Raw genomic sequence first — 26,635 nt, 5'->3', positions numbered from 1 at the left:
CCGGCGTCCCCCGCCCGCCGTCGCTCAATCGCCCTGCGCGGCGGCTCGCGCCGGCAGCTGCTTGATCCGGACGTCGCGGAAGGAGACCCGGTCCTCGGCACCGTGGTTCTGGATGCCGATGTGACCGTCCCGCAGACTGCGTGCCGGATCGGTGTTGGTGTAGTCGTTGACCTTCACGCCGTTGAGCCAGACGCGGAGCCGTTCGCCCTCCACGCGGATCTCGTACGTGTTCCACTCCCCCGGCGGGTTCAGCGCACGGTCGCGCTTGGCCACGTCGGCGGACTGGAAGCTGTACACGGCCCCGGTGGTGCGGTCGGGGGCGTCGGTCGCGTCGATCTGGATCTCGTAGCCGTTGTCCACGGCCGACCACGGGTCGTCGGAGGCCGGGAAGCCCACGAACACACCGGAGTTGTCGTCGCCGGAGGCACTCGCCATCTTCCAGTCGAGCTTGAGCGAGTAGGAGCCGAACTCCGAGGCCCCGTACCAGAGCAGGCCCAGGCCGCCGGAGGACGTGAGCGTCCCGTCGTCCGCGAGCGAGAACGAGCCCGGTCCCGCCTGCTTCCACCGCGCCAGCGACTCGGCGCTCCCGTCGAAGAGCGGGGTGTAGCCCTTCTCCGGGCGGCAGTCGGCCTGTGCGGCGCCGACGGCCCAGCGGATGCCGCCCAGCAGGTGCTGCCGGAAGGCGGGATCGGCGTACGACTCCTGGGTGTGGCCGCCGCCCGTGTAGAAGGAGCGGCCGCCCCGGTACTCCTGGCACCAGGCGATCGGGTGGTCGCCGCCCATCGTGGCGCCGGTGTACGACGACTCGTCGAGCGAGGCGAGGACATGGGCCCGGTCGCGCGGGTTGGAGCGGTAGTCGTACCACTCGTCCGTGCGGTTCCAGGACTCCCCGAGGTGCGAGGTGGCCGGGTGACCCCGGTCCTCGACCTCGACGCGGGCGGGCTGGATCGCCGGGTGCGACTTGAAGTAGGCGCCGGCCAAACCGCCGTAGAACTTCCAGTCGTACTCGGTGTCGGCGGCCGCGTGGATGCCCACGTAGCCGCCGCCCTGCCCGATGTACCGCTCGAACGCGTGCTGCTGCTTCTTGTCCAGGACGTCCCCGGTGGTGGAGAGGAACACCACGGCGTCGTACCGGGCGAGGTTGCGCGCGGAGAAGGCCCGCGCGTCCTCGGTGGCGTCCACCGCGAAGCCGTGTTCGACGCCCAGGGCCTTCACGGCGGCGACGCCCGCGGGGATGGAGTCGTGCCGGAACCCTGCGGTCTTGGAGAACACCAGGACCCGCTCGTCCGCGGAGGACCCCTTGGAGCCGGTCGCCCCCGTCGGTGCTCCCGTCGGTCCCTGCGACTGCTTGGAGGCGGCCGGTCCCGACACGCACCCGATGAGCAGGGCGGCGCCGAGGACAGCGGTCAGTGTGCGACCCGTTGCCTGCATGACGGACTCCTTTCTGCGATTCGGCGCATCGGCGGTCAGCGGGTCGTGAAGGTGAAGTCGTCCACCTCGTACAGGGCGCCGGTGCCGCTGCCCTTGAAGACGAGGTAGAGCGTGGTCGTGCCGCGCGGTGCCTTGGACAGGGAGGCGGTGACGTCCTGGAAGGTCTCCCAGCCGCCGGTCACCGGAACGGTCGCGCTGCCCAGCAGACGGCCGGTGGCCGAGCCGGCGCGGACCTCCAGCTTGCCGCCCTTGCCCGCGGAGGAGACCCGCGCGGTGAGCTTGGTGGCGTTGCTCAGGACGTAGGGGTCGAAGGAGATCCAGTCCTTGTTGTGGATGTCGCCGACGGTCTTCGCGCCGTGCGCGCCGGTCCGCTCCGTGACGGTCACGCCGGCGGACTTGCCGAAGTGCTCGGCCTGGCGGTGCTTGGGCTGGACCACGGACTGGTCGTGCGTGGTGAGCGCCTGCTGGCCGCCGCCACCGCCGTCGGTGTACTCCGCGTCGAAGACGCCGAAGATGTTGGCGTCCTCGTCGTGGCCGCCGTCGGCGCTGGTCTGGATGGTGCCGGTGCAGCCGTTGGCCGAGGTCACCGGGTGGCCGTGGCTGTCGTGGCCGAGGACGAAGGTGACCTTCACCTTGGCGCAGTCGATGGTGCCGTCCTCCGGGTCGGTGACCTTCACCCTGAAGGGCACCGCGTCGCCGAAGGCGAACAGCTGGCCGTCCTGGGGGAGTTCGAGGGTCACCTTGGGCGCGGTGTTGCCGACGACGATCTGCACGCTGGAGCTGCCGGTGCGGCCGTCGGGGTCCTTGGCCGTCAGGGTCGCGGTGTAGGTGCCGTTGGTCCTGTACCGGTGGGTCGGGTTGGCGGACGTGGACGTGGAGCCGTCACCGAAGTCCCAGCTGTACGTGAGGGCGTCGCCGTCGGAGTCCGTGGAGCCCGCGGAGGAGAACGTCACCTTGAGCGGGGCCTGTCCGGAGGTCTTGTCGGCGGCGGCCTGCGCCACGGGCGAGTGGCCGTCGGTGGCGTTCTCGATGCGGTACAGGGCGGAGTTCTCGTCGCCGCCGAACCAGGCCAGGCCGTAGTCGAGGACGTAGAGGGCGCCGTCGGGGCCGAAGGCCATGTCCATCACCTGGGTGCCGGTCCACGGCACGTCCTCGATGGACTCCACGGTGCCGTTGCCGTCCGAGGAGATGCGCTTGATCCACTGGCGGCCGAACTCACCGGCGAAGAAGTCGCCGTCGTACGCCTCGGGGAACTTGACCGGGGAGTCGAGCGAGGCGTCGTAGTCGTAGACCGGACCGCCCATCGGGGACTCGGAGCCGGTGCCGAACTCGGGCACGGACGCGCCGTCGTAGGGGATCCAGGCGGCCTGGGCCGGGGGCAGGTCGGTGAGGCCGGTGTTGTTCGGCGAGGTGTTCTTCGGCGCGGAGCAGTCGAAGGCGGCGCCGGAGGTCTTCGTCGCGAAGTCGTAGTCCACGTAGGCGTCGTTGTCGCCGGTGCAGTACGGCCAGCCGAAGTTGCCGGGCTTCGTCACGCGGGCGAACTCGACCTGTCCGGCGGGGCCGCGCGCGGGGTCGGCGGCGCCGGCGTCCGGGCCGTAGTCACCCACGTAGAGGATGCCGGTCTTCTTGTCGACGCTGAAGCGGAACGGGTTGCGGAAGCCCATCGCGTAGATCTCGGGGCGCGTCTTGTCGGTGCCCGGCGCGAAGAGGTTGCCCTCCGGGACCGTGTACGAGCCGTCGGCGTTCACCTTGACGCGCAGGATCTTGCCGCGCAGGTCGTTGGTGTTGCCGGAGGTGCGCTGGGCGTCGAAGACCGGGTTGCGGTCGGCGCGCTCGTCGATGGGCGTGTAGCCGTCCGACTGGAACGGGTTGGAGTCGTCACCGGTCGACAGGTAGAGGTTGCCGTCCGCGTCGAAGTCGATGTCGCCGCCGACGTGACAGCAGATGCCGCGGGTGGCCGGGACGTCGAGGATCTTCTTCTCGCTGGCGTTGTCGAGGGTGCCGTCCGCGTTCAGGACGAAGCGGGAGAGGCGGTTGACGCCGTCGAAGGGCGCGAAGTCGGCCGCGGTGCCCGTCTCCGGGGCGTCGCCGGCCGGGGTGTCGAGCGGCGGGGCGTAGTACAGGTAGATGAAGCGGTTGTCGGCGAAGCCGGGGTCGACGCCGACGCCCTGCAGGCCTTCCTCGTCGTGCGAGTAGACGTCGAGCTTGCCGGCGAGGCGGGTGTTGCCCGCGCTGTCGGTGATCCGCAGTTCGCCGTCGCGCGAGGTGTGCAGCACGGAGCGGTCCGGGAGGACGGCGAGCGACATGGGCTCGCCGACCTCCGGTTCGCCCTTGGCGAGGGTGACCTGCTGGAAGTCCTCCGCGGCGACCGGGGCGGGGGCCGCGCCCGGGTCCGCGGTCGCCGCGCCCGCGGGGGGTGTGGCGAGGGTGAGCGAGGCACCGGCGAGGAGCGCGCCGGTGAGCAGGGCGAGCGCCTTGCGGAACCGTATCTTCGGGCGGCCTCTGTGATGCTCGGTTCTAGTGGGGCTGGTGGTGCCGGTGGGGTCGTTCGCGTGCACGGGTGCCTCCAGGATGGGGCTGGTGGTGTCATGCGGATGCGATACGCCGGGGTGCGCCGTCACCCCGGAAGGAACTCAAGGAACTCGATCAGTTCGACGAGTTCGATGAGTTCGGTGAACTCTGCGAGGGGGGGTGGCTAGTCGTTGCCGCCGAAGGCCGCGTCGAAGGAGGCGGTCGGCGGTTCGAAGTCGAAGGCCTTCAGCCGGGTGAGCGCCTCGGGTGCGCCCTGGAGGCGGTCCATGCCCGCGTCCTCCCACTCGACCGAGATCGGCCCCTTGTAGTCGATGGAGCGCAGCATCCGGAAGACGTCCTCCCAGGGGACGTCGCCGTGGCCCGCGGAGACGAAGTCCCAGCCGCGGCGCGGGTCGCCCCAGGGCAGGTGCGAGCCCAGGCGGCCGTTGCGGCCGTCGAGCCGCTTGCGCGCCTCCTTGCAGTCCACGTGGTAGATCCGGTCGCGGAAGTCCCACAGGAAGCCGACCGGGTCGAGGTCCTGCCACACGAAGTGCGACGGGTCGAAGTTGAGCCCGAAGGCCGGCCGGTGGTCGACGGCCTTCAGGGCGGCCTGGGTCGTCCAGTAGTCGTACGCGATCTCGCTGGGGTGGACCTCGTGCGCGAACCGCACGCCCTCGGCGTCGAACACGTCGAGGATCGGGTTCCAGCGGGTGGCGAAGTCCTCGTAGCCGCGCTCGATCATCGACTCGGGGGCCGGCGGGAACATCGCGACCAGGTGCCAGATCGCCGAGCCGGTGAAACCGATGACGGTGTCGACGCCGAAGGCCGCCGCGGCGCGCGCGGTGTCGGCCATCTCGGCGGCGGCCCGCTGCCGTACGCCCTCCGCCTCGCCGTCGCCCCAGATGCGGGCGGGCAGGATCGCCTGGTGGCGTTCGTCGATGATGGCGTCGCAGACGGCCTGGCCGACCAGGTGGTTGGAGACGGCCCAGCACTTGAGGCCGTACTTGTCGAGCAGCTCCCGCCGGGAGTCCAGGTACCCGGGGTCGGCGAGGGCCTTGTCGACCTCGAAGTGGTCGCCCCAGCAGGCGAGTTCGAGTCCGTCGTAGCCGAAGTCGCGGGCGAGGCGGCAGACCTCTTCCAGGGGCAGGTCGGCCCACTGGCCGGTGAACAGCGTGAAGGTGCGCGGCATGGGGACTGGCCTTCCTCAGCTGGCTATGGGGGTGAAGACGGAGTTCTTCTCGGCGCTCTCCTCGACCGCGGCGAGGACGCGCTGCACCTGCAGTCCGTCGGCGAACGACGGCAGTGGCCGCCCGCCCTCCGCGATGGCGTGGACCAGGTCGCGGGCCTGGTGCACGAAGGTGTGCTCGTAGCCCAGGCCGTGGCCCGGCGGCCACCAGGCGTGCAGGTAGGGGTGGTCGGGTTCGGTGACGAGGATGCGGCGGAAGCCGGCCTGCGCGGCGGGTTCGGTGCCGTCGTAGTAGTGGAGTTCGTTGAGGCGTTCCAGGTCGAAGGCGAGCGAGCCGTTCTCGCCGTTGAGTTCGATGCGCAGGGAGTTCTTGCGGCCGGTCGCGAACCGGGTGGCCTCGAAGGAGGCGAGGGCTCCGGAGGCGAACCGTCCGGTGAACAGGGCCGCGTCGTCGACCGTGACGGCCCCGAGCTCCCCGCCGCCCTCCGCCGAGAGGCCGCTGGACGCCCCGGAGAGCACCGGCCGCTCCCGCACAAAGGTCTCGGTGAGGGCGGACACCCCGGTCACCCGCTCCCCCGCCAGGTACTGCGCGAGGTCGACGATGTGGGCGCCCAGGTCGCCGAGCGCGCCCGAGCCGGCCGTCTCCTTGCTCAGCCGCCAGGTGAGCGGGAACTCGCGGTCGACCAGCCAGTCCTGGAGGTACGTCACCCGGACGTGGCGCAGGGCGCCGATGCGGCCCTCGGCGACCATCTGCCGGGCCAGCGCGGTGGCGGGCAGCCGGCGGTAGTTGAAGCCCACCATCGCCACCTGGCCGCGCGCGGCGGCGGCCTCGGCGGCCTCCGCCATCGCCTCGGCCTCCTCGACCGTGTTGGCGAGGGGCTTCTCGCACAGCACGTGCTTGCCCGCGGCGAGCGCGGCGATGGCGATCTCCGCGTGGCTGTCGCCGGGGGMGCAGACGTCGACGAGGTCGACGTCGTCGCGGGCGATCAGGGCCCGCCAGTCGGTCTCGGCGGCCGCCCAGCCGAGCCGGTCGGCCGCCCCTCGTACGGCTTCCGCGTCACGGCCGCAGACGGCGGCGAGGACCGGTCGGAGCGGCAGGTCGAAGACGCGGCCCGCGGTGCGCCACCCCTGGGAGTGGGCGGCGCCCATGAACGCGTATCCGACCATGCCGACGCCCAGCGGGGGTCTGCCGACCGCCGCCTCGGGCTGTGCCCCGGCCTGTGCCTCGTCGGGCTGCTGCGGCTGTCCCATCGGGGATTCCTCCTCGTCGTCGTGGCGCGGTGGGGGGCGCTCCGCCGGGTCGCGGCGAGTTCTGGGGCTGCGGGTCCGTCGTGGCCGGTCGCGCAGTTCCCCGCGCCCCTGGGGGGCGCCCCGGTCGAGCGCCCCTGCCGGGCGCCCGTAAAAGAGCGGGCACTCTGCCTACTTGAAGCCGGTGGGCAGGTACGTCTTGACGTTCTCCTTGTCCACGACCGCCGAGTAGAGGGTCAGGGACGAGGGGATCTCGAACTCGGCGAGGCCGCTGACCCCCTTGCCCTGGCCGAGCGCGCGGGCGAGGTCGATCGCCGAGGCGGCCATGGTGGGCGGGTACAGGACGGTGGCCTTCAGGACACTGTTGTCCGCCTCGATGGCCTGCATGGCGGACAGGGCGCCCGCCCCGCCGACCATGATGAAGTCGTCCCGGCCGGCCTGCTCGATGGCGCGCAGGGCGCCCACGCCCTGGTCGTCGTCGTGGTTCCACAGGGCGTCGAAGCTCGACTGGGCCTGCAGCAGCTGGGACATCTTGGCCTGTCCCGACTCGACGGTGAACTCGGCGGCCTGGCGGGCCACCTTCTTGATGTTCGGGTAGTTCTTCAGGGCCGCGTCGAAGCCGGCCGTGCGCTGTTTGGTGAGTTCCAGGTTGTCGAGTCCGGCCAGTTCGATGACCTTGGCGTTCTTCTTGTCCTTGAGCTGCTCGCCGATGTAGTGCCCGGCGTTGAGGCCCATGCCGAAGTTGTCGCCGCCGATGTAGGAGCGGTACGCCTGCGGGGAGTTGAAGATGCGGTCGAGGTTGACCACCGGGATGCCGGCGCGCATGGCCTTGAGGCCGACCTGGGTGAGGGCCTTGCCGTCGGCCGGCAGGATCACCAGGACGTCGACCTTCTTGTTGATCAGCGTCTCTATCTGGCCGATCTGGGCCGCGGTGTCGTTGGAGCCCTCGGTGATCTCCAGCGTCACGTCCTCGTACTTCTTGGCGCGGTTCTTCGCGTTGTCGTTGATCGCGTTGAGCCAGCCGTGGTCGGCCTGCGGGCCGGCGAAGCCGATGGTGACCTGCTTGCCCTTCTTGTCGTCGGCGGCGGGCTGGTCGTTGGAGGCCGGCTCGTCCTTGGACTCGTTGCTGGTGCAACCGGTGAGGAGGACACCGGCCGAGACGGCGGCGGTGCCGAAGAGCAGTCCTCTGCGGCTCGTGAGCTCTGGCATGGCGGTGGTCCCTTTCCTCAAGGCGTGTCCCTCAGGTCGTACGAGGTCGTACGGGGTGTGCTGTGGGGTACTGCGCGTACGGCTCCACGCGGTCGCGTGGCGGGCGGCAGCGGCGGCGAGACGGCTGCGGGGCGGGGCGGCTGCCCGGTCAGGGCACTACGTGGTGTTCGCCGTGCGGCGCTGGACGAGCACCGCGGCGACGATGATCGCGCCCTTGGCGATCTGCTGGACGTCGCTCTGCAGGTTGTTCAGGGCGAAGATGTTGGTGATCGTGGTGAAGATCAGGACTCCGAGCACCGAGCCGACGATGGTGCCGCGCCCCCCGCTGAGCAGGGTGCCGCCGATGATGGCCGCGGCGATGGCGTCGAGTTCGTACAGGTTGCCGTTGGTGTTCTGGCCCGAGCCGGACAGGATGATCAGCATGAAGGCCGCGATGCCGCAGCACAGTCCGGAGAGCAGGTAGAGGTAGAGGCGCTGGCGGCGTACGTCGATGCCGGCCAGCCGGGTCGCCTCCGCGTTGCCGCCGACGGCCACCGTGCGCCGCCCGAAGGTGGTGCGGTTGAGCACGAGCCAGCCGATGATCGTCACGAACGCGAACATCAGGACCAGCGGCGGGATACCGAGGATGTAGGAGTCGCGCTCACCGAGGTCGAGGATGCCGTCGATGGTGACGACCTGGGTGTTGCCGTCGGTGATCTGCAGGGCGAGGCCGCGGGCCGAGGCGAGCATGGCGAGGGTCGCGATGAACGGCACCATGGCGCCGTACGCGATCAGCACCCCGTTCACCAGGCCGCAGCCGACACCGACGAGCACCGCCGTGAAGAGGACCCCCATGAAGCCGAAGTCCTGGGTGGCGACGGTGGTCGCCCAGACCGAGGCGAGGGCCACGATCGCGCCGACGGAGAGGTCGATGCCGCCGGAGGTGATGACGAAGGTCATCCCGACGGTGACGACCCCGATCACCGAGGCCTGGGTGAGGACGAGCTGGAGGTTGCGGGTGTCGAGGAACTCGTCGGGCTTGGTGATGCCTCCGATGAGGATCAGGGCGGCGAGCACCCCGAGCAGTGACAGGGTGCGGACGTCGGCGCGGGCCACGACCGCCCGCCACGGGCTGGGTTCCGCCTGCGATGACAGCTTCGGTATGTCGTCCCTGGGCGGGGACACGGGCTGCGTCATGACGCCGGGCTTCCTTCCATGACGAGGTCGAGTACGCGGTGTTCGTCGAGCTCCTGGGCGGGCGCCGTGTGGACGACCTCACCCTCCCGGAGCACCAGGACGCGGTCGGCGAGGCCGAGGACCTCGGGCACTTCGCTGGAGACCATGAGCACGGCCAGGCCTTCGTCGGCCAGGCGGCGGATGACGGCGTACAGCTCGGCGCGGGCGCCGACGTCGACGCCGCGGGTGGGTTCGTCGAGCAGCAGCACCCGGCAGCCGCGCAGCAGCCAGCGGGCCAGGACCGCCTTCTGCTGGTTGCCGCCGGAGAGCGTGCGGATGAGGGCGGAGGGGTTGTCGGGGCGCAGCGACAGCTCGCGGGTCGCCTTGCGCGCCGCGTCCCGTTCGGCGGTGCGGTCCAGCCAGCCGCCGTAGGAGAAGCGGGACATGGAGGAGACGGAGACGTTGCGGGTGACGGACTCCAGCATCAGCAGGGCCTGCGCCTTGCGCTCCTCGGGGGCGAGCCCGAGGCCGGCGGCGACGGCCGCCCGGACGCTGCCGGGCTTCAACTGCTTCCCGTCGACGAGGACTTGGCCGGCGGTGGGCTTGCGGGCGCCGTAGACGGTCTCCAGGATCTCGGAGCGGCCGGAGCCGACGAGTCCCGCGAGGCCGACGATCTCGCCGGGGTGCAGGGTGAGGTCGAGCGGCGCGAACTCGCCGTCCCGGGCCAGGCCCCGGACCTCCAGGACCGGTGCGGGCAGGTCCCGTTGCCCGGGTCGCGGCGGGAAGACGTACTCGACGTTGCGTCCGGTCATCAGCGCGACGACCTCGCGGGTGGGCGTGGACTTCGCGGGCAGGCCGTTGGCCACCGCGCGGCCGTCCTTGAGCACCGTGACCCGGTCGCCGATGCGGCGGATCTCCTCCAGGCGGTGCGAGATGTAGACGACGGCGACGCCCTCGGCGGTGAGGTCCCCGACGATGCGGAAGAGGTTGTCGACCTCGTCCGGGTCCAGGGCCGCGGACGGTTCGTCCATGACGATGAGGCGTACGTCGTGGGAGAGCGCCCGGGCCATGGAGACGATCTGCTGGTGGGCGGCCGACAGTTCGCCGACCAGCCGGCCGGGGTCGATCTCGGCGTGGCCGAGCCGCTTGAGGAGCGCGGCGGTCGAGGCCCGCGCGTCCTTCCCGCGTACGACGAATCCGGCGGACGTCGGTTCGTGGCCGAGGTAGACGTTCTCGGCCACCGACAGGCCTTCCACCAGGTCGAGTTCCTGGTAGATGGTGGCGATGCCCAGGCGCATGGCGGCGATCGGCGAGCGGAGGGTGACCTGCTCGCCGCGCCAGCCGATGGCGCCGTCGTCCGGCTGGTGGGCGCCGGCCAGGACCTTGATGAGCGTGGACTTTCCGGCGCCGTTCTGGCCGAGGAGGCAGTGCACTTCACCGGGCAGGACGTCGAGGTCGACGCCGTCGAGGGCCCGGACACCGGGGAACGACTTGGTGATGCCGGACATCGTGAGAAGGGGTGGTTCTGGTGCCATGACGGTTCCCCTCGGCATGCGGGCCGGTCGGCGTGTGGGCCGGTTTCAGGGCAGGGCGGAGTAGGGCGGGGGCGGAGCCCGGGGTACTGGTACGGGGTGCCGCGGCGGCTGCGCGGCGGGTGCGGTGGTGCGGCTCTGGACGGCGTGCTCGCCGTTGCGGGACGGGTCCGGGTCGCTCCGGGTGTGGCCGGGACGGTCCGGGTGGGTCGGATCGGGTCGGAGGAGTGGCGTGGACGCGGCTGCGGAGGCGGGTGTTACGCGGGMGAGAACAGGTGGTCGCTGATGAGCCGGGCCGCGCCGATGACTCCGGCGGTGGGTCCCAGCTCCCCCAGCACGATGGGGAGGTTGCCGGTCGCGAGGGGCAGCGACTGGCGGTAGACCTGGGTGCGGATCGCGGCGAGCAGGGTGTGGCCGAGGCCGGTCACCCCGCCGCCGATCACCACCAGGCCCGGGTTGAAGAAGCTGACGAGTCCGGCGATGACCTGGCCGGTGCGGTTGCCGCCCTCGCGGATCAGGTCGAGTGCGGTGGCGTCGCCCGCGGCGGCTGCGGCGGCGACGTCGACGGCGCTCAGGGCGCCCGCCGCCTCCAGCCGGGCCGCGAGTTCCTCGGAGAGCCCCTGCTGGGCGGCCTCCAGGGCGTCGCGGGCCAGGGCGGCGCCGCTGAAGTGCGCCTCCAGGCAGCCCCGGTTGCCGCACGCGCACGGGCGGCCGTCCGGTACGGCCTGGATGTGGCCGATGTCGCCGGCGCTGCCCGTCGTACCGCGGTAGACCTCACCGCCGACGACGATCCCGCAGCCGATACCGGTACCGATCTTGACGCAGAGGAAGTCGCCCACGGAGCGGGCCACGCCCGCGTGCTGCTCCCCCATCGCCATCAGGTTCACGTCGTTGTCGACCATGACGGGGCAGCCGAGGTCCTGGCTCAGCGCCTCGCGCACCGGGAACCCGTCCCAGCCCGGCATGATCGGCGGGGCGACCGGGACGCCCTCGGGGAAGCGAACCGGTCCGGGTACCCCGATGCCGGCGCCGTCGAACCCCTCCGCGAGTCCCGATGCCTTCAACTTCTGCGCCATGGACAGGACTTGCTCGAAGACCGCGACGGGTCCCTCGCGTACGTCCATGGGCTGGGTGATGTGTCCCAGCACCTCCAGCTCGGCGTTGGTGACGGCGACGTCTATCGAGGTGGCCCCGATGTCGACGCCCAGGAAGCGCAGCGCGGGGGCGAGCCGGATGTTGTGGGACCGGCGTCCGCCGCGCGAGGCGGCGAGGCCGTCGGCCACCACGAGGCCGGTCTCCAGGAGGCGTTCGACCTCCACGGCCAGCTTGGACCGCGAGAGGTCGACCTGGTCCCCCAGTTGGGCCCGTGAGTTGGGGCCGCCGTCGCGCAGCAGGGTGAGCAGCCGCGCCTGATGGGCGTTCCCGGGTCGCGCAGTCATACGTCTCACGGGCCCCTCCCCGCCTCATCGGCACCGCCGTCGTTGTCTTTCGAGGGGAACGTAGCAGTGGCTGCCGGGAGTGGGAAGAAGTTGCGCAGGAATTACCTACGACTTTTTCCACTGAGTGGACAAAGAAGCGTGCGCCGGTGGCGCACGGGGCAGTTCGGGCTCCGCCCGGGGTGGTTTTTCGGCTGCGGGTGCGTCGTGGCCGGTCGCGCAGTTCCCCGCGCCCCTGATGGGGTGCAGACCGGTGCGAATCGACCACCTTTGAGACTCCTGATGTGATCTACGACACGTTACCGGGGGTATCTGAAACATGGTGTCGCAGGTAAATTGCCCACAGCGCGCTGAAGTCGCACCACGTTCCCGAGTCATCGTCAGCCGTCAGTGAGGATCCTTCGCGATGGAGCAGCAGCACGTCGACGTCCTGGTCATCGGCGCCGGCATCTCCGGTGTCAGTGCCGCCCGCCACGTACTGCGTGCCGTTCCGGGGGCCTCGCTCGTCGTCCTCGAACGCCGGGCCCGCGTCGGGGGCACCTGGGACCTCTTCCGGTATCCCGGTGTCCGCTCCGACTCCGACATGCACACCTTCGGCTTCGGGTTCCGCCCCTGGCACGACGCGCGCATCCTCGCCGACGGCGCGCGGATCCGGCGGTACGTCGAGGACACCGCGGCCCACGAGGGCGTGCTGGAGCACGTCCGCTTCCGGCGCCGGGCGATCGGTGCGGACTTCTCGCACGCCACCGGCCGCTGGACCGTCGAGGTCGAGGACGAGGGCACCGGTGAGCGCGAGTCGTACAGCGCGGGGTACCTCATCGGGTCGACCGGCTACTACGACTACGACTCCCCCTACCGGCCGCGGTTCCCCGGCGAGGCCGACTACCGGGGCACCCTGGTCCATCCGCAGCAGTGGCCGGAGGATCTCGACCACACCGGGCGGCGCGTGGTCGTCATCGGTTCGGGGGCCACCGCCATCACCCTGCTGCCCGCGATGGCCGACGACGCGGCGCACGTCACCATGCTGCAGCGCTCCCCTACCTACGTCCTCGGGCTGCCCGAGACCGACCCGCTCACCCGCGTCCTGCAGCTGCTGCGCGCCCCGGCCCGGCTGACGCACAAACTCGTCCGCGCCCGCAACATCGCCCTGCAGCGCGGGAGTTACGCCTTCTGCCGCAAGTACCCCCGCCTCGCCCGCAGGATCCTGCTCGGGCTGGTGCGGGTCCGGGCCGGCAAGGGCGTCGACATGCGTCACTTCAGCCCGGCGTACAAGCCGTGGGACCAGCGGCTGTGCGTCGTCCCCGGCGGCGACCTGTTCAAGGCGCTCAGAAGCGGGAAGGCGTCGATCGCCACCGACCACATCGACACCTTCACCCCCGACGGCATCCGGCTGCGGTCCGGCGAGGAGCTCAAGGCCGACATCGTCGTCACCGCCACGGGACTGAACGTCCGCCTCCTGGGCGGCATGGCACTCACCGTCGACGGCGAGCCGGTGGACGTCAAGGACCGCGTCCTCTACAAGGCCGTCCTGCTGGAGGGCGTCCCGAACATGTCCCTCGTCATCGGTTACACCAACGCCTCCTGGACCCTGAAGGCGGACCTGGCGGCCGACTACACCGCACGGCTCATCGCGTACATGCGGCGCCACGGGCACGACGTCGCCACCCCGGTGGCGTCCGACGGTGACCGTTCGACGGCCTCGGTCATGGGCGAGGCGCTGACCTCCGGCTACATCACCCGCGCCGACCAGGTCATGCCGCGCCAGGGCACCCGCGCCCCGTGGCGGCTGTGGAACAACTACTACCGCGACCGCGCCATGCTCCGGGACGCCCCCGTCGAGGACGGCCCGCTGCACTTCGCCCAGGCGGGGCCGCGGACCTCCGTACCCACCCCCACCACGGACAGCGCGGCCGACGCCCGGGAAGCGCCCCGCGTCGCCTGACCGTCCGGCCCGTACCACCGGCCCGCGCACCCGCCTCCTCCCCCCCCCATGGCGGCCCAGCAGACAAGCGAGGACGAAGATGACCGCGCACCTGACCAGGAAGCTCTACGACGAGCGCCTGCGGACCCTCTCCGAGGGCTCCGTGAACGTGAACTTCAACGCGTTCGTCGACATCAAGTGGGACGATCCCGAGTTCGCCGTGGACCCCGACGACCCGCGCTGGGTGCTCACCAGCGCGGACGCCCTGGGCGCCCACCCCTGGTACCGGGAGCAGTCGCTCGAAGCCCGCATCCGGATCGGGATCTGGCGCTGGGCGGTCATCGCCAAGGTGGGCATGCAGTTCGAGAACCTCCTGATGCGCGGAGCCCTGGACTACATCTACCAACTGGGCAACCGCAACGAGGAGTTCAGGTATCTCACCCACGAGATCACCGAGGAGACCCACCACACCCAGATGTTCCAGGAGCTGGTCAACCGCACCGGCGTGGACACCGCGGGCGGCAAGCGCTGGTTCCGGCAGCTCAGCCGGATCCTGCCGCTGGCCGGTTCCCTCTACCCCGAGGCGTTCTTCACCGGCATCCTGGCCGGTGAGGAGCCCATCGACCATCTGCAGAAGGGCGCCCTGCGCAGCGGGGAGCCGGTGCATCCCCTCCCGCAGCGGATCATGCAGATCCACATCGCCGAGGAGGCCCGGCACATCTCCTTCGCCCATGAGTTCCTGCGCCTGCGCGTCCCGCGCTTCGGCAAGGTCCGCCGCGGGGCTCTGTCCCTCCTCTTCCCGCTGATCATGCGGACCCTGTGCGACGTCATCATGATTCCCGACCGGAAGTCCGCCGCGCAGGTCGGCATCCCGGCCTGGGTGGTCAAGGACGTCTTCTGGAAGTCCGAGGCAGGGCAGCGGATGCTGCACGATCTCTTCTCCGACGTACGGATGCTCGCCGAGGACATCGGCCTGATGAACAAGGTGTCCCGGCTGCTGTGGAAGGCCCTGCGCATCGACGGCCGCCCGGCGCGCTTCCGCGGTGAGCCCGTCCTGCACACCGACTGAGCCGCCACCGGCTCCGCGCATCGCTCTCATCCCCGAACGGAGACCAGCCCGCCGTGCCGTACGTCGTCACCCGATCTTGCTGCGCCGACGCCTCCTGCGTGCTGGCCTGTCCGGTCAACTGCATCCACCCCGCGCCGGGCGAACCCGGCTTCGCCACGGCCGAGATGCTGTACGTCGATCCGCAGACCTGCGTGGACTGCGGCGCCTGCACGACCGCCTGCCCGGTGGACGCGCTCAAGCCCCACACGGCGCTCGGCGAGGGCGAGCTGCCGTTCCTGGAGCTGAACGCCTCGTACTACAAGGAGAATCCGCACGCCGACCGCACCCCCATGTACGTCGTGCCCCGTCAACGGGCCCTTCCGGCGGGCGAGTTGTCCGTCGCCGTCGTCGGTGCGGGCCCCGCCGGTCTCTTCGCCGCCGACGAGCTGCTGCGCCACCCCGGGGTGCGCGTCACCGTCTACGATCGCCTGCCGACGCCGTACGGTCTCGCCCGGGCCGGCGTCGCACCGGACCACCAGGACACCAAACAGGTCACCCAGCTCTTCCGGACCATCGAATCCCAGCCGGGTTTCGCTTACCGCCTCGGTGTCGAGGTCGGCACCGACCTCACCCACGCCGATCTCCTGCGCGAGCACCACGCGGTGATCTACGCCGTCGGCGCCGCGACCGACAGACGGCTCGGCATCGAGGGCGAGGACCTGCGGGGCAGCGTCTCCGCGACGGACTTCGTCGCCTGGTACAACGGCCACCCCGACCGCGCGCACGACGCGTACGACCTGGACACCGAGCGGGCCGTCGTCATCGGCAACGGCAACGTCGCCCTCGACGTCGCCCGCATCCTCACCGCCGACCCCGACGTCCTGGCCCGTACCGACATCTCCGACCGCGCGCTCGCCGCGCTGCGCGCCGGCCGCATCCGCGAGGTGGTCCTGCTGGGCCGGCGCGGACCCGCCCAGGCGGCCTTCACCCTGCCCGAACTCCTCGCGCTCGCCGCCCTCAAGGACGTGGACGTCACGGTCGAGGGATGGCCCGACGACCTGGACCCCGACGCCACCGAGAAGACCCGGCTCCTGGCGCGGCTGGCCGCCCGGACGCCGGCGGAGGGCCGCCGCCGTATCGTGCTGCGCTTCCTGACCAGCCCGGTGCGGCTCACCGGAGACGCTTCCGTCCGGGCCCTGGAGGTCACCGCCACCACGCTGCACACGGACGCGGACGGCACCGTACGGGCCCTGCCCACCGGTGGGAGTCAGGTACTGGAGACCGGTCTCGTCCTGCGCTCGGTCGGCTACCGCGCCCGGCCCGTCCCCGGTCTGCCCTTCGACGAGGACAGCGCGACCGTCCCCCACGAGGGCGGCCGGGTCGAGCCCGGCGTCTATGTCGCGGGCTGGATCAAGCGCGGGCCCACCGGTTTCATCGGGACGAACAAGTCCTGCGCCCACGAGACGGTCGAGTCCCTCCTGGACGACTTCGCCGCCGGCCGGCTCACGCGGCCGGTGCACGGCGGTGCCGGCACGACGGCGCAGGCGCTGGGAGTGGACGCCTGGCGCGCGATAGACCGGGCGGAACGGGCCGCGGGCGAGGCCCAGGGCCGTCCGCGGGTGAAGTTCACGGACACCGTGTCGCTGCACCGTGCCGCGCAGACCGCGCGGTCCGCCCCGGCGGCCCGCGGGTGACGGCCCGCGGCTGACGGCCGCACGGTCCGGGGAGCGCGCGGCCGGAGACCCGGAGACCCGGAGACTCCTACAGATCCGCCACGCGCTGCTGTGGCGACAGCTCCACGCCCAGACTCCGCAGCGTCGCGTCGAGCACCGCCCAGACCGAACGGCACAGCATCTCGCGCAGCTCGTCCTCGGACAGCTCACGCTGCTGGTCGCGTACCCACTGGTTGACGCAGGTGTCCACGAACCCGACGATGCCGATCGCCACCGAACGGATCGGCGCCTCGGGCACCCCGAGCGCCTTCAGCACGTCCCCGAACCGGTCGCTGAGCATCAGCGCGATGGCCGCCTTGGTGTCCGCCACCAGCGACCCGTCCCCCATCGCATGCTCGCCGACGCCCATGTAGGCGTACAGGCGGGGGMGTTGGGCCACCCAGTCCAGATGCGCGCCCACCACGCGCCGTACGGACTCCTCGATCGTCCCTTCGAAGGCGAGGGTGGGCTCGATGCCCCGCATGAACGACTCCACCACCCGCCGGCGGATCAGCTCCTCCAGCGTGGCCCGGTCCTTGAAGTGCCGGTAGAGCACCGACCGCGGCAGGCCCACGCGCTCCGCCAGCCGCTGCAGTTTGAAGCGCGTGCCCTCCTCCTCGATGAGGGCCACCGCCGCGTCCACCAGGTCGACCTGCCGCCGCGCCTTGTGGTCGTCCCAGCGGGTGGAGCGCCCGTCTGTCTGCGGCTCGCCGCCGGTTCCGTCAGCCATCCCGCCACACTATCGACGTCCCGGCGGGGGCACGGACGCGACGAACCACTACTGGTCACGGGGCCGCGCGTGGTACGTCCGGCGGGTGTGCTCGGTGTGGGCGCGCATGACCTCGGTCGCGCGCTGCTCGTCGCGCGCCGAGATCGCGGCGATCAGGTCGCGGTGCTCGATCCAGGACTGCCGGCCGCGCTGCCGGGCGACCGGGGTGTAGTACCAGCGCACGCGCCGGTCGACCTGGGCGGCCAGCTCGGCCAGGACGGTGTTGCCGGCGAGCTCCATGACCTTGGCGTGGAAGCGGGCGTTGGTCGCGACCGCCGCGTCCACGTCGTCGGCGCCGACCGCCTCCTCGCCCAGGGCGCACAGCTCCTCCAGGGCGGCGATGCCCGAGGTGCCCGCGTTGGCCGCCGCGAGCCGGGCCGCCTCGGCCTCCAGGAGGGTGCGCACGGTGAGGAGCTGGTCCGCCTCGGCCTCGGTGGGCTCGTGCACGAACGCGCCCTGCGCGGGCCGCAGGTCGACCCAGCCCTCGGTGTTCAGCCGCTGCAGCGCCTCGCGCACGGGCTGCCGGGAGACGCCGAGGTGCCCGGCCAGCTCGCTCTCGACGAGGTGCTGGCCGGGCTGGAGGGCGCGGGTGGTGATCAGTTCGAGCAGGGCCTCGTAGACGCGGTCCCTGAGCGGGCCGGGCCGTTCGAGCTTCGGTACCGAACCCTGCGGCAGTCCGGTCGACAACATCACGGTCCCCCTCCTGGGCGGCGACGGCGGACGCACCGGCGGCACGGCGGTCCGGCCACCAGTATCGATTGTCTTTCGTCTACAGTCTACGGCGCACAATGGCCAGGCCGGGGAGGGGTCGATCCGGTCACATCACAGCGAACCTGCAGGTCAGGGGCAGTGGATGACCTGGCCCGCGTAGGAGAGGTTGCCGCCGAAGCCGAAGAGGAGGACGCGGTCGCCGGTGGAGATCTCGCCGCGTTCGACGAGCTTGGACAGGGCCATCGGGATGCTCGCGGCGGAGGTGTTGCCGGACTCGACGACGTCGCGGGCCACGACGGCGTTCACGGCGCCGATCTTCCCGGCGAGGGGCTCGATGATCCGCAGGTTCGCCTGGTGCAGCACGACCGCGGCGAGGTCCTCGGGTGCGAGCCCGGCCCGCTCGCAGGCCTTGCGGGCGATCGCGGGCAGCTTGGTGGTGGCCCACCGGTAGACGCTCTGGCCCTCCTGGGCGAAGCGCGCGGGGGTGCCCTCGATGCGCACCGCGTTGCCCATCTCGGGCACCGAGCCCCACAGCACCGGCCCGATGGCGCTCTCCTCGGCGGCCTCGACGACGGCGGCGCCCGCCCCGTCCCCGACGAGCACGCAGGTCGTGCGGTCCGTCCAGTCGGCCACGTCGGACATCTTGTCGGCGCCGATCACCAGGACGCGGGTGGCGCCGCCGGCCCGTACGGCGTGGTCGGCGGTGGCCAGCGCGTGGGTGAAGCCCGCACAGACCACGTTGAGGTCCATGACGGCGGGCGAGGGCATGCCGAGGCGGGCGGCGACCCGGGCGGCCATGTTGGGCGAGCGGTCCACGGCGGTGGAGGTGGCCACCAGGACGAGGTCGATGTCCTCGGGGGCGAGGCCCGCGGCCGCCAGGGCCTTGGCGGCGGCGTGCGCGGCCAGCTCGTCGACGGGCTCGTCGGGACCGGCGATGTGGCGCGTGCGGATGCCCACCCGGCTCGTGATCCACTCGTCGCTGGTGTCGACCAGCCGCGTCAGGTCCTCGTTGGTCAGGACCCTGGCGGGCTGGTAGTGGCCGACGGCGGTGATGCGCGAGCCGTTCATGGGCGGTCCCCCTGGTTGCCTGGGTAGCGGGACTCACCAGTCTGTGCAGGTACTCGCGGGTACGGGGACGCGTAAAGTCACAGGATTGACGGTTCACCCTTGTCGGCTTCCGTCAGGCCTTCGGACGCCCGAACACCTACCCTGCGGGCGTTCGGGCATCCACGGCGCGGTCGTCGCACGGACGGCGGCGCGGTCGTCACACGGACAGCGGCGCGGTCGTCACGCGGACGGCGGCGCGCTCATCCCGTGAACAACTGCGTGGCTTTCTGCACGAGCTCGTACAGACCATAGGCCAGCGGAGCTCCCACCCAGACCCAGGCGAACACGATCAGAGGGCGCCGGTCGGGCACCGGCCCGTCCGGCAGGGCGCCGTCAGGCGGACTGCTCTGGCTCGGGGACATCGGCGGCCTCCTTCTGCGGGGTGACGTGGTGGCGGGCGGCGACGGGGCGGACGAGCTCGTTGGCGACGAAGCCGACCGCGAGCAGGCCGATCATGATGACCAGCGACAGCCCGTACAGGGACGCCCCGGACTTCCCGGCCTCCTCCTGCCGGTCCGCGATCCAGTTGACGATCAGCGGACCGAGGACGCCGGCCGTGGACCAGGCGGTGAGCAGCCGCCCGTGGATGGCGCCGACCTGGTAGGTGCCGAACAGGTCCTTCAGATAGGCGGGGACGGTCGCGAAGCCGCCTCCGTAGAAGGAGAGGATCACCAGCGCGGCGATGATGAAGACCGGCTTGGAGGAGTCCCCGACCCAGGCGATGAGCGCGTACATCAGCGCGCCGACACCCAGGTAGACGCGGTAGATGTTCTTGCGCCCGATCAGGTCGGAGGTGGAGGACCAGCCGATGCGGCCCGCCATGTTGGCCGCCGAGAGCAGCGCGACGAAGCCGGCCGCCGCCGACACGGAGACGGGGGTGGAGGTGTCCGCGAAGAAGTCCGTGATCATCGGCGCGGCCTTCTCCAGGATGCCGATGCCCGCGGTCACGTTCATGCAGAGCACGATCCACAGCAGCCAGAACTGCGGGGTGCGCACGGCGCTGTTCGCCGAGACCTGCACGCCCTCCAGCGGGGCCGGGGTGCCGTCGGCCGCGGTCTTCACGGGGCGCGGCACGCGCACCAGGAACACACCGAGCGACATGAAGACGGCGTACGTCAGTCCGTGCACGAGGAAGGCCAGGGCGATGCCCGAGCTGTCCGAGCCGAAGGAGTCCAGCATCTGCGCGGACCACGGCGAGGCGATCAGCGCGCCGCCGCCGAAGCCCATGATGGCGATGCCGGTGGCCATGCCGGGCCGGTCCGGGAACCACTTGATGAGCGTGGAGACGGGCGAGATGTAGCCGATGCCGAGGCCGATGCCGCCGACGAAGCCGTAGCCGAACACGATCAGCCAGTACTGCTCGGTGGCGGCGCCGAGGGCGGAGAGCAGGAAGCCCGAGGAGAAGCAGATCAGCGCGACCGTCATCGCCCAGCGCGGGCCGTTGCGCTCCACGAGCGTGCCGCCGAACGCGGCGGACAGGCCCAGCATCACGATGCCGAGCTGGAAGGGCAGGGCGCTCTGGGTGCCGCTGAGGTCGAGCGCGGACTCCAGGGACGGCTTGAACACGGACCAGGCGTAGGCCTGCCCGATGGAGAGGTGTACCGACAGGGCCGCGGGCGGTACCAGCCAGCGGCTCCAGCCCGGTGGGGCTACAGGGGGACTCATGATCCGGACGATAGGAACCGGTTGTCCCGATGGGAAGGCGGGTCACCCTTACTCGTCGACCGTATGCGGTGAACGGTATGCGGGGTGCGGTGAACGGTCGGTCCCGGCCGACGAACGGTGTTTCCGGCCATCCGCCGCGCCTGCACCAAGGGTGTTCGGGAGGCGACCCTCAGCGAGCCCTGGAGTCGGCTCGAGGCCGCGGGCGGCCGGTGGGCGCGGCGTTCCAGGTGCTGCGCGAACCCTTGCTGCCCCAACTCCCATACTGTAGACAATATTCAGTCGACATGATTCCAGAGCTCGTCGTTCCCGGTTCATCGCTGATCAGCGTCTCCTCGGTACCCTCGACCGAACGGAGCCCTCAAGTGAAGGTCGCAGTTCTCGGCGCCGGTGCGATCGGCGCCTACGTCGGAGCCGCGCTGCACCGCGCGGGTGCCGATGTGCACCTCATCGCCCGTGGACCGCATCTGGCGGCCATGAGGCAGCACGGAGTGCGCGTGCTCAGCCCCCGCGGTGACTTCACCGCCCGGGCCCACGCCACCGACGACCCGGCCGAGGTCGGCCCGGTCGACTTCGTCCTCCTGGGCCTGAAGGCCAACTCGTACGCGGCGTGCGGGCCGCTCATCGAGCCGCTCCTGCACGACTCCACGGCGGTGGTGGCCGCCCAGAACGGCATCCCCTGGTGGTACTTCCACCGGCACGGCGGCCCGCACGACGGGCACCGCGTCGAGAGCGTGGACCCCGGCGGCGCGGTCAGTGCGGTGATCGCGCCCTCCCGGGCCGTCGGCTGCGTCGTCTACGCGGCGACCGAGCTGGCGGGGCCCGGAGTGGTCCGCCACCTCGAAGGCACCCGGTTCTCCATCGGCGAGCCCGACCGCACGGTCTCGGCGCGCTGCAGCGCGTTCGGCGCGGCCATGGTGGCCGGCGGACTCAAGTGCCCGGTGGAGCCCGACCTGCGCAACGACATCTGGCTCAAGCTGCTCGGCAACATCTCCTTCAACCCGATCAGCGCGCTGGCCCGCGCCACCATGCGGCAGATGTGCCTGCACGGCGGCACCCGGCGGGTCATCGAGATCATGATGACCGAGACGCTCGCGGTCGCCGAGGCGCTGGGCTGCCGGGTGGGCGTGTCCATCGAGCGGCGCCTGGCCGGCGCGGAGCGCGTCGGCGACCACCGCACCTCCACGCTCCAGGACCTGGAGCGCGGCAAGCCGCTCGAACTCGACGTGCTGCTCGCCGCCGTCGTCGAACTCGCGGAGATCACCGACGTCCCGGTGCCCACGCTCCGCACCGTCCACGCCATCTCGGACCTGCTCGCCCTGAGGACCGCCGCATGAGGAGCCGTAGGAGGATCACCGTGCAGAACCCGAGGACCGCCGCATGAAGAAGCGAGAGCGAACTCCCCCCGTCTACAAGCGACTTCAGTACCCACTGGTCCGTGACTCCCGGGACGCGCCCTTCCGACGCGCCACCTGGGACGAGGCCCTGGACCGGGCCGCCCGGGGCCTGGGCGCGGCACGCGGCGCGTTCGGCCTGTTCTCCTGCGCCCGGGCCACCAACGAGATGAACTACGTGGCGCAGAAGTTCGCCCGCGTGGTCATGGGCACCAACAACGTCGACTCCTGCAACCGCACCTGCCACGCGCCCAGTGTGGCGGGCCTGTCGGCGGCCTTCGGCTCGGGCGGCGGCACCTCCTCGTACGGCGAGGTCGAGCACACCGACCTGATCGTGATGTGGGGCTCCAACGCCCGCTTCGCGCACCCCATCTTCTTCCAGCACGTCCTGAAGGGCATCAGGAACGGCGCCCGGATGTACGCGGTCGACCCGCGCCGCACCTCCACGGCGGAGTGGGCCGAGAGCTGGCTCGGGCTGAACGTGGGCACGGACATCCCGATGGCCCACGCGATCGGCCGCGAGATCATCCACGCGGGCCTGGTGAACGAGGCGTTCGTCGAGCGGGCGACCACCGGCTTCGAGGAGTACCGGCAGCTCGTCGAGCCGTGGACGCTGTCGCTGGCGGAGAAGGTGACGGGCGTGCCGGCCGCCGCGATACGGGAGCTGGCGCACGCCTACGCCCGCGCCGAGCGCGCCCAGCTGTGCTGGACGCTGGGCATCACCGAGCACCACAACGGCACCGACAACGTGCGCGCGCTCATCAACCTGTCGCTCCTGACCGGGCACGTGGGCCGCTTCGGCTCCGGCCTGCAGCCCCTGCGCGGGCAGAACAACGTGCAGGGCGGCGGCGACATGGGCGCCATCCCCAACCGGCTGCCCGGCTTCCAGGACATCCTGGACCCGGACACCCGGCTGAAGTTCGAGTCCGCGTGGGAGACGGTCATCGAGCCGCACTACGGGATGAACCTGACGGAGATGTTCGAGGCCATGGAGGAGGGCTCGCTCAAGGCGGTCTACTGCATCGGGGAGAACCCGGCGCAGTCGGAGGCCGACAGCGGGCAGGCCGTGCGCCGGATGCAGGGGCTCGACTTCCTCGTCGTCCAGGACATCTTCCTGACAAAAACGGCCGAGCTGGCGGACGTGGTCCTGCCCGCGACCGCCGGCTGGGCGGAGACCGAAGGCACGACCACCAACAGCGAGCGCCGGGTCCAGCGGGTGCGCCGGGCGGTCACCCCGCCCGGCGAGGCCCGCGAGGACATCGACATCCTCTGCGACCTCGCCTCCCGGCTCGGCCACGACTGGAAGTACGCGGACTCCGAGGCCGTCTGGAACGAGCTGCGGTCGGTGTCCCCGGACCACTACGGGATGACGTACGAGCGGCTGGAGGAGCACCAGGGCATCCAGTGGCCCTGCCCGGACACCGACCGGCTCGAACCGACGTACCTGCACGGCAGGCTGTGGGAGTCCGACCCGGCCGCGCGGGGGCGCCCCGCGCCCTTCGGGCTGGTCCGGCACGATCCGCCGGTGGATCTGACGGACGAGGAGTACCCGATCCGGCTGACCACCGGGCGGCGGCTGGACTCGTACAACACCGGGGTGCAGAGCGGGAGTTTCGCCTCGCCGCTGCGGCGCGGCGAGTACGTCGAGCTGTGCCCGGAGGACGCCGAGCGCTACGGCGTGGTGGTCGGCGAGCGGGTCCAGGTCTCCTCGCGGCGCGGGGCGGTGACGGCGCCGGTGTGGATCGACACCGCGCTGCGGCCGGGGCTCGCGTTCATGACCATGCACTTCCCCGACGAGGTGGACACCAACTCCCTGACCATCGAGGCGAACTGCCCGATCGCGGGGACGGCGGAGTTCAAGGCGTCGGCGATCCGGATCGAAAAGCTGCCGGTCGCTACTCAAGTGAGGTGATGTCACGTGGACCTGCACTTCGGTGACAGCAAACCGACGGACGAGGAACGGGCGGCGGTCGACGCGCTGCTGGGTCCTCCGGAGACCTCCTGGGAGGGCGCCGACCGGTCCGACGCCGATCTCAGGTGGGCGCGCGGCGGGCGGGCGGCCCGGGACCGTCGCGACCTGCTGTTGCCGGGGCTGCACGCCGTCAACGACCGGATCGGCTGGATCAGCGAGGGTGCCCTCGACTACCTGTGCCGGCGGCTCACCGTGCCGCCGGCGGAGGCCTACGGGGTCGCCACCTTCTACGCGATGTTCTCGCTGAGGCCGCGCCCGGCGACGGTCCTGCACGTGTGCACGGACCTGGCGTGCGCGGCGGCCGGGGCACCGGAGCTGTGCGCGGGGGTCGAGGCCCGGCTCGGCCCCGGCAGCGGGGTGAGCGTCGAGCGCAGCCCTTGCCTGGGCCTGTGCGAACGGGCCCCGGCCGCGCTCGCGGTCAAGGCGGGCGATCCGGTGCGTACGGCCGTGTCGGCGCCCGCGACCGTCGGGCGGGCCGTGCTCGCGGCGAGCGCACCCGACTCGGCGCCCGAGGAGCCGGCCGCCGCGCTGGCGGTCCCGCAGGCCGGGGACCCCGCCCTGATGCTGCTGGGCCGGGTCGGCGTCGTCGATCCGGCCTCGCTCGACGACTACCGGGCGCACGGCGGTTACACGGCCCTGCGCCGGGCCTTCGCGATCGGCCCCGCCGGGGTGATCCGCGAGGTCACCGACGCGGGCCTGGTCGGGCGCGGCGGCGCCGCCTTCCCCACCGGCCGCAAATGGCAGGCCACGGCGTCCCAGCCCGACCACCCGCACTACCTCGTCTGCAACGCCGACGAATCCGAGCCGGGCACCTTCAAGGACCGGGTGGTCATGGAGGGCGACCCGTACGCGCTCGTGGAGGCGATGACGATCGCGGCGTACGCGGTCGGCGCGCACAAGGGCTACCTGTACCTGCGCGGCGAGTACCCGCGGGCCCTGCGCCGCATGGAGCACGCCATCGGACAGGCCCGCGCGCGCGGGCTGCTCGGGGACGACGTCCTCGGCCAGGGGTACGCCTTCGACATCGAGATCCGGCGCGGCGCGGGCGCCTACATCTGCGGCGAGGAAACCGCCCTGTTCAACTCCATCGAGGGGTACCGGGGCGAGCCGCGCTCCAAGCCGCCCTTCCCGGTGGAGAAGGGCCTGTTCGGCAAGCCCACCGCGGAGAACAACGTCGAGACGCTGGTCAACGTCCTGCCGATCCTCACCCTGGGCGCCCCGGCGTACGCGGCGATCGGCACCGGCGCCTCCACCGGGCCGAAGCTGTTCTGCGTGTCGGGCAGCGTGGAGCGGCCCGGCATCTACGAGCTGCCGTTCGGCGCGACGCTCGGCGAGCTGCTGGACCTGGCGGGGGTGCGCGAGCGGCTGCGCGCGGTGCTGCTCGGCGGGGCGGCCGGCGGCTTCGTACGGCCCGACGAGCTGGACATCCCGCTCACCTTCGAGGGGACGCGGGCGGCCGGCACCACGCTCGGCTCGGGGGTCGTGCTGGCCTTCGACGACACCGTGCCGCTGCCGCGCCTGCTGCTGCGGATCGCCGAGTTCTTCCGCGACGAGTCGTGCGGGCAGTGCGTGCCCTGCCGGGTCGGCACCGTGCGCCAGGAGGAGGCCCTGCACCGCATCGTGGAGCGGACCGGCGCGGACGCCGCCGCCGACATCACGCTGCTGCGGGAGGTGGGGCGGGCCATGAAGGACGCCTCGATCTGCGGTCTGGGGCAGACCGCGTGGAACGCCGTGGAATCCGCCATCGACCGCCTGGGGGCGTACGAATGACCGTGACACCGCTGGGGATCCCCCGCCGCCTGCTGGAGTTCACGCTCGACGGCCAGCCCGTGCGGGCGCCGGAGGGCTCGACGATCCTCGACGCCTGCCGGGCGGCGGGCAAGGACGTGCCGACCCTGTGCCAGGGCGACACCCTCGCCCCGAAGAACGCCTGCCGGGTCTGCGTGGTCGAGGTGGAGGGCGCGCGCACCCTGGTCCCGGCCTGCTCCCGCAAGGCGGAGGCGGGCATGGAGGTGCGCACGGACACCGAGCGGGCCCGGCACAGCCGCAAGGTCGTCCTGGAGCTCCTCGCCTCCTCGGTCGACCTGTCCACCACGCCGGAGGTGGCCGGCTGGCTGAAGGAGTACGAGGCGAAGCCCGACCGGTTCGGTCCGAACGCGGCCCGCGTCGACGAGGAGCCGAGGGTCGACAACGACCTCTACGTGCGCGACTACGGCAAGTGCATCCTCTGCTACAAGTGCGTGGACGCCTGCGGCGACCAGTGGCAGAACAGCTTCGCGATCTCGGTGGCCGGCCGCGGTTTCGACGCCCGGATCGCCGTCGAGCACGACGCCCCGCTCACCGATTCGGCCTGTGTGTACTGCGGCAACTGCGTCGAGGTGTGCCCGACGGGTGCGCTTTCGTTCAAATCGGAGTTCGACATGCGTGCGGCGGGTACGTGGGACGAGTCGGCGCAGACCGAGACGACCACGGTCTGCGCCTACTGCGGAGTGGGCTGCAATCTCACCCTGCACGTACAGGACAATGAGATCGTCAAGGTCACCTCGCCGCACGACAACCCGGTGACCCACGGCAACCTCTGCATCAAGGGCCGCTTCGGCTACCAGCACGTACAGAACCGGGACTGATCAG

Annotated in this window: 20 protein-coding genes; 7 read left to right on the top strand and 13 right to left on the bottom strand. The window is 71.5% G+C overall.

Translation table 11 applies throughout. The annotated features are described in order from the left end of the window. Positions 1-24: 24 nt before the first annotated feature. The 8 genes from FGF04_RS27200 to FGF04_RS27165 form a co-directional block, all read right to left on the bottom strand. Positions 25-1,431, bottom strand: a complete 1,407-nt coding sequence (locus tag FGF04_RS27200; protein WP_149513993.1) for a ThuA domain-containing protein — start codon at positions 1,429-1,431, stop codon at positions 25-27. Between the two features lie 35 nt (positions 1,432-1,466). Beyond that, on the bottom strand, positions 1,467-3,989 hold the full coding sequence (locus tag FGF04_RS27195) for a PQQ-dependent sugar dehydrogenase (protein ID WP_149513992.1): 2,523 nt from the start codon (positions 3,987-3,989) through the stop codon (positions 1,467-1,469). A 137-nt stretch (positions 3,990-4,126) separates the two neighbouring features. After that, on the bottom strand, positions 4,127-5,131 hold the full coding sequence (locus FGF04_RS27190; RefSeq protein WP_149513991.1) for a sugar phosphate isomerase/epimerase family protein: 1,005 nt from the start codon (positions 5,129-5,131) through the stop codon (positions 4,127-4,129). 15 nt (positions 5,132-5,146) lie between these two features. Next, a complete protein-coding gene (locus FGF04_RS27185) occupies positions 5,147-6,379 on the bottom strand; it encodes a Gfo/Idh/MocA family protein (RefSeq protein ID WP_149513990.1) in 1,233 nt (410 codons plus the stop codon). A 168-nt stretch (positions 6,380-6,547) separates the two neighbouring features. Beyond that, positions 6,548-7,585: a substrate-binding domain-containing protein gene (locus FGF04_RS27180; protein ID WP_149513989.1), complete on the bottom strand. Its 1,038-nt coding sequence runs from the start codon at positions 7,583-7,585 to the stop codon at positions 6,548-6,550. Between the two features lie 156 nt (positions 7,586-7,741). Then, entirely contained in the window at positions 7,742-8,761 is a 1,020-nt protein-coding gene (locus tag FGF04_RS27175; protein ID WP_149513988.1) for an ABC transporter permease, read from the bottom strand. After that, positions 8,758-10,275 carry a sugar ABC transporter ATP-binding protein gene (locus FGF04_RS27170; protein ID WP_149513987.1) on the bottom strand — a complete coding sequence of 506 codons (1,518 nt, stop codon included), beginning with the start codon at positions 10,273-10,275 and terminating at the stop codon, positions 8,758-8,760. The genes FGF04_RS27175 and FGF04_RS27170 overlap by 4 nt, the downstream gene beginning before the upstream one ends. 254 nt (positions 10,276-10,529) lie before the next feature. Continuing rightward, positions 10,530-11,711: an ROK family protein gene (locus tag FGF04_RS27165; RefSeq protein ID WP_149514385.1), complete on the bottom strand. Its 1,182-nt coding sequence runs from the start codon at positions 11,709-11,711 to the stop codon at positions 10,530-10,532. Between the two features lie 403 nt (positions 11,712-12,114). Between FGF04_RS27165 and FGF04_RS27160 the strand changes: the two genes are divergently transcribed. From FGF04_RS27160 to FGF04_RS27150, 3 genes are all read left to right on the top strand, one after another. After that, positions 12,115-13,650, top strand: a complete 1,536-nt coding sequence (locus tag FGF04_RS27160) for a flavin-containing monooxygenase (RefSeq protein WP_149513986.1) — start codon at positions 12,115-12,117, stop codon at positions 13,648-13,650. 79 nt (positions 13,651-13,729) lie between these two features. Next, positions 13,730-14,698, top strand: a complete 969-nt coding sequence (locus tag FGF04_RS27155; protein ID WP_149513985.1) for an AurF N-oxygenase family protein — start codon at positions 13,730-13,732, stop codon at positions 14,696-14,698. 53 nt (positions 14,699-14,751) lie between these two features. Further along, the gene (locus tag FGF04_RS27150; RefSeq protein WP_149513984.1) at positions 14,752-16,371 is read left to right on the top strand and encodes an FAD-dependent oxidoreductase; all 1,620 of its coding nucleotides are present in this window, start codon (positions 14,752-14,754) and stop codon (positions 16,369-16,371) included. A gap of 67 nt (positions 16,372-16,438) precedes the next feature. On the opposite strand, the gene FGF04_RS27145 is transcribed toward FGF04_RS27150, so the two are convergent. The 5 genes from FGF04_RS27145 to FGF04_RS27130 all read right to left on the bottom strand — a co-directional run bounded on the left by FGF04_RS27145 (position 16,439) and on the right by FGF04_RS27130 (position 20,641). Further along, positions 16,439-17,119 (bottom strand): TetR/AcrR family transcriptional regulator, encoded by a 681-nt coding sequence (locus tag FGF04_RS27145; RefSeq protein ID WP_149513983.1) that lies wholly within the window; start codon positions 17,117-17,119, stop codon positions 16,439-16,441. 48 nt (positions 17,120-17,167) lie between these two features. Continuing rightward, positions 17,168-17,848 carry a GntR family transcriptional regulator gene (locus FGF04_RS27140; RefSeq protein ID WP_149514384.1) on the bottom strand — a complete coding sequence of 227 codons (681 nt, stop codon included), beginning with the start codon at positions 17,846-17,848 and terminating at the stop codon, positions 17,168-17,170. A 150-nt stretch (positions 17,849-17,998) separates the two neighbouring features. Beyond that, positions 17,999-18,937 carry a beta-ketoacyl-ACP synthase III gene (locus FGF04_RS27135; protein WP_149513982.1) on the bottom strand — a complete coding sequence of 313 codons (939 nt, stop codon included), beginning with the start codon at positions 18,935-18,937 and terminating at the stop codon, positions 17,999-18,001. 239 nt (positions 18,938-19,176) lie between these two features. After that, on the bottom strand, positions 19,177-19,338 hold the full coding sequence (locus tag FGF04_RS40245; RefSeq protein WP_188114259.1) for an MFS transporter small subunit: 162 nt from the start codon (positions 19,336-19,338) through the stop codon (positions 19,177-19,179). Further along, positions 19,310-20,641 (bottom strand): OFA family MFS transporter, encoded by a 1,332-nt coding sequence (locus FGF04_RS27130; RefSeq protein WP_149513981.1) that lies wholly within the window; start codon positions 20,639-20,641, stop codon positions 19,310-19,312. The genes FGF04_RS40245 and FGF04_RS27130 overlap by 29 nt, the downstream gene beginning before the upstream one ends. A 362-nt stretch (positions 20,642-21,003) precedes the next feature. On the opposite strand from FGF04_RS27130, the gene FGF04_RS27125 reads away from it, so the two are divergent. Genes FGF04_RS27125 through FGF04_RS27110 form a run of 4 tightly spaced genes read left to right on the top strand, consistent with a single transcriptional unit; the run spans position 21,004 to position 26,631 of the window. After that, positions 21,004-21,975: a 2-dehydropantoate 2-reductase gene (locus FGF04_RS27125; RefSeq protein WP_149513980.1), complete on the top strand. Its 972-nt coding sequence runs from the start codon at positions 21,004-21,006 to the stop codon at positions 21,973-21,975. 43 nt (positions 21,976-22,018) lie between these two features. Beyond that, positions 22,019-23,944, top strand: coding sequence for a molybdopterin oxidoreductase family protein (locus tag FGF04_RS27120; protein WP_149513979.1), 1,926 nt, complete (start codon positions 22,019-22,021; stop codon positions 23,942-23,944). Between the two features lie 6 nt (positions 23,945-23,950). Beyond that, positions 23,951-25,774: an NAD(P)H-dependent oxidoreductase subunit E gene (locus FGF04_RS27115; protein ID WP_149513978.1), complete on the top strand. Its 1,824-nt coding sequence runs from the start codon at positions 23,951-23,953 to the stop codon at positions 25,772-25,774. Continuing rightward, positions 25,771-26,631, top strand: a complete 861-nt coding sequence (locus FGF04_RS27110; RefSeq protein WP_149513977.1) for a 2Fe-2S iron-sulfur cluster-binding protein — start codon at positions 25,771-25,773, stop codon at positions 26,629-26,631. Before FGF04_RS27115 ends, FGF04_RS27110 begins: the two co-directional genes overlap by 4 nt. Positions 26,632-26,635: the final 4 nt, after the last annotated feature.

The sequence above is a fragment of the Streptomyces apricus genome, from assembly GCF_008369065.1.
Taxonomy (GTDB): Bacteria; Actinomycetota; Actinomycetes; order Streptomycetales; family Streptomycetaceae; genus Streptomyces; species Streptomyces apricus.
This window is presented reverse-complemented; position numbering and strand designations above follow the sequence as displayed.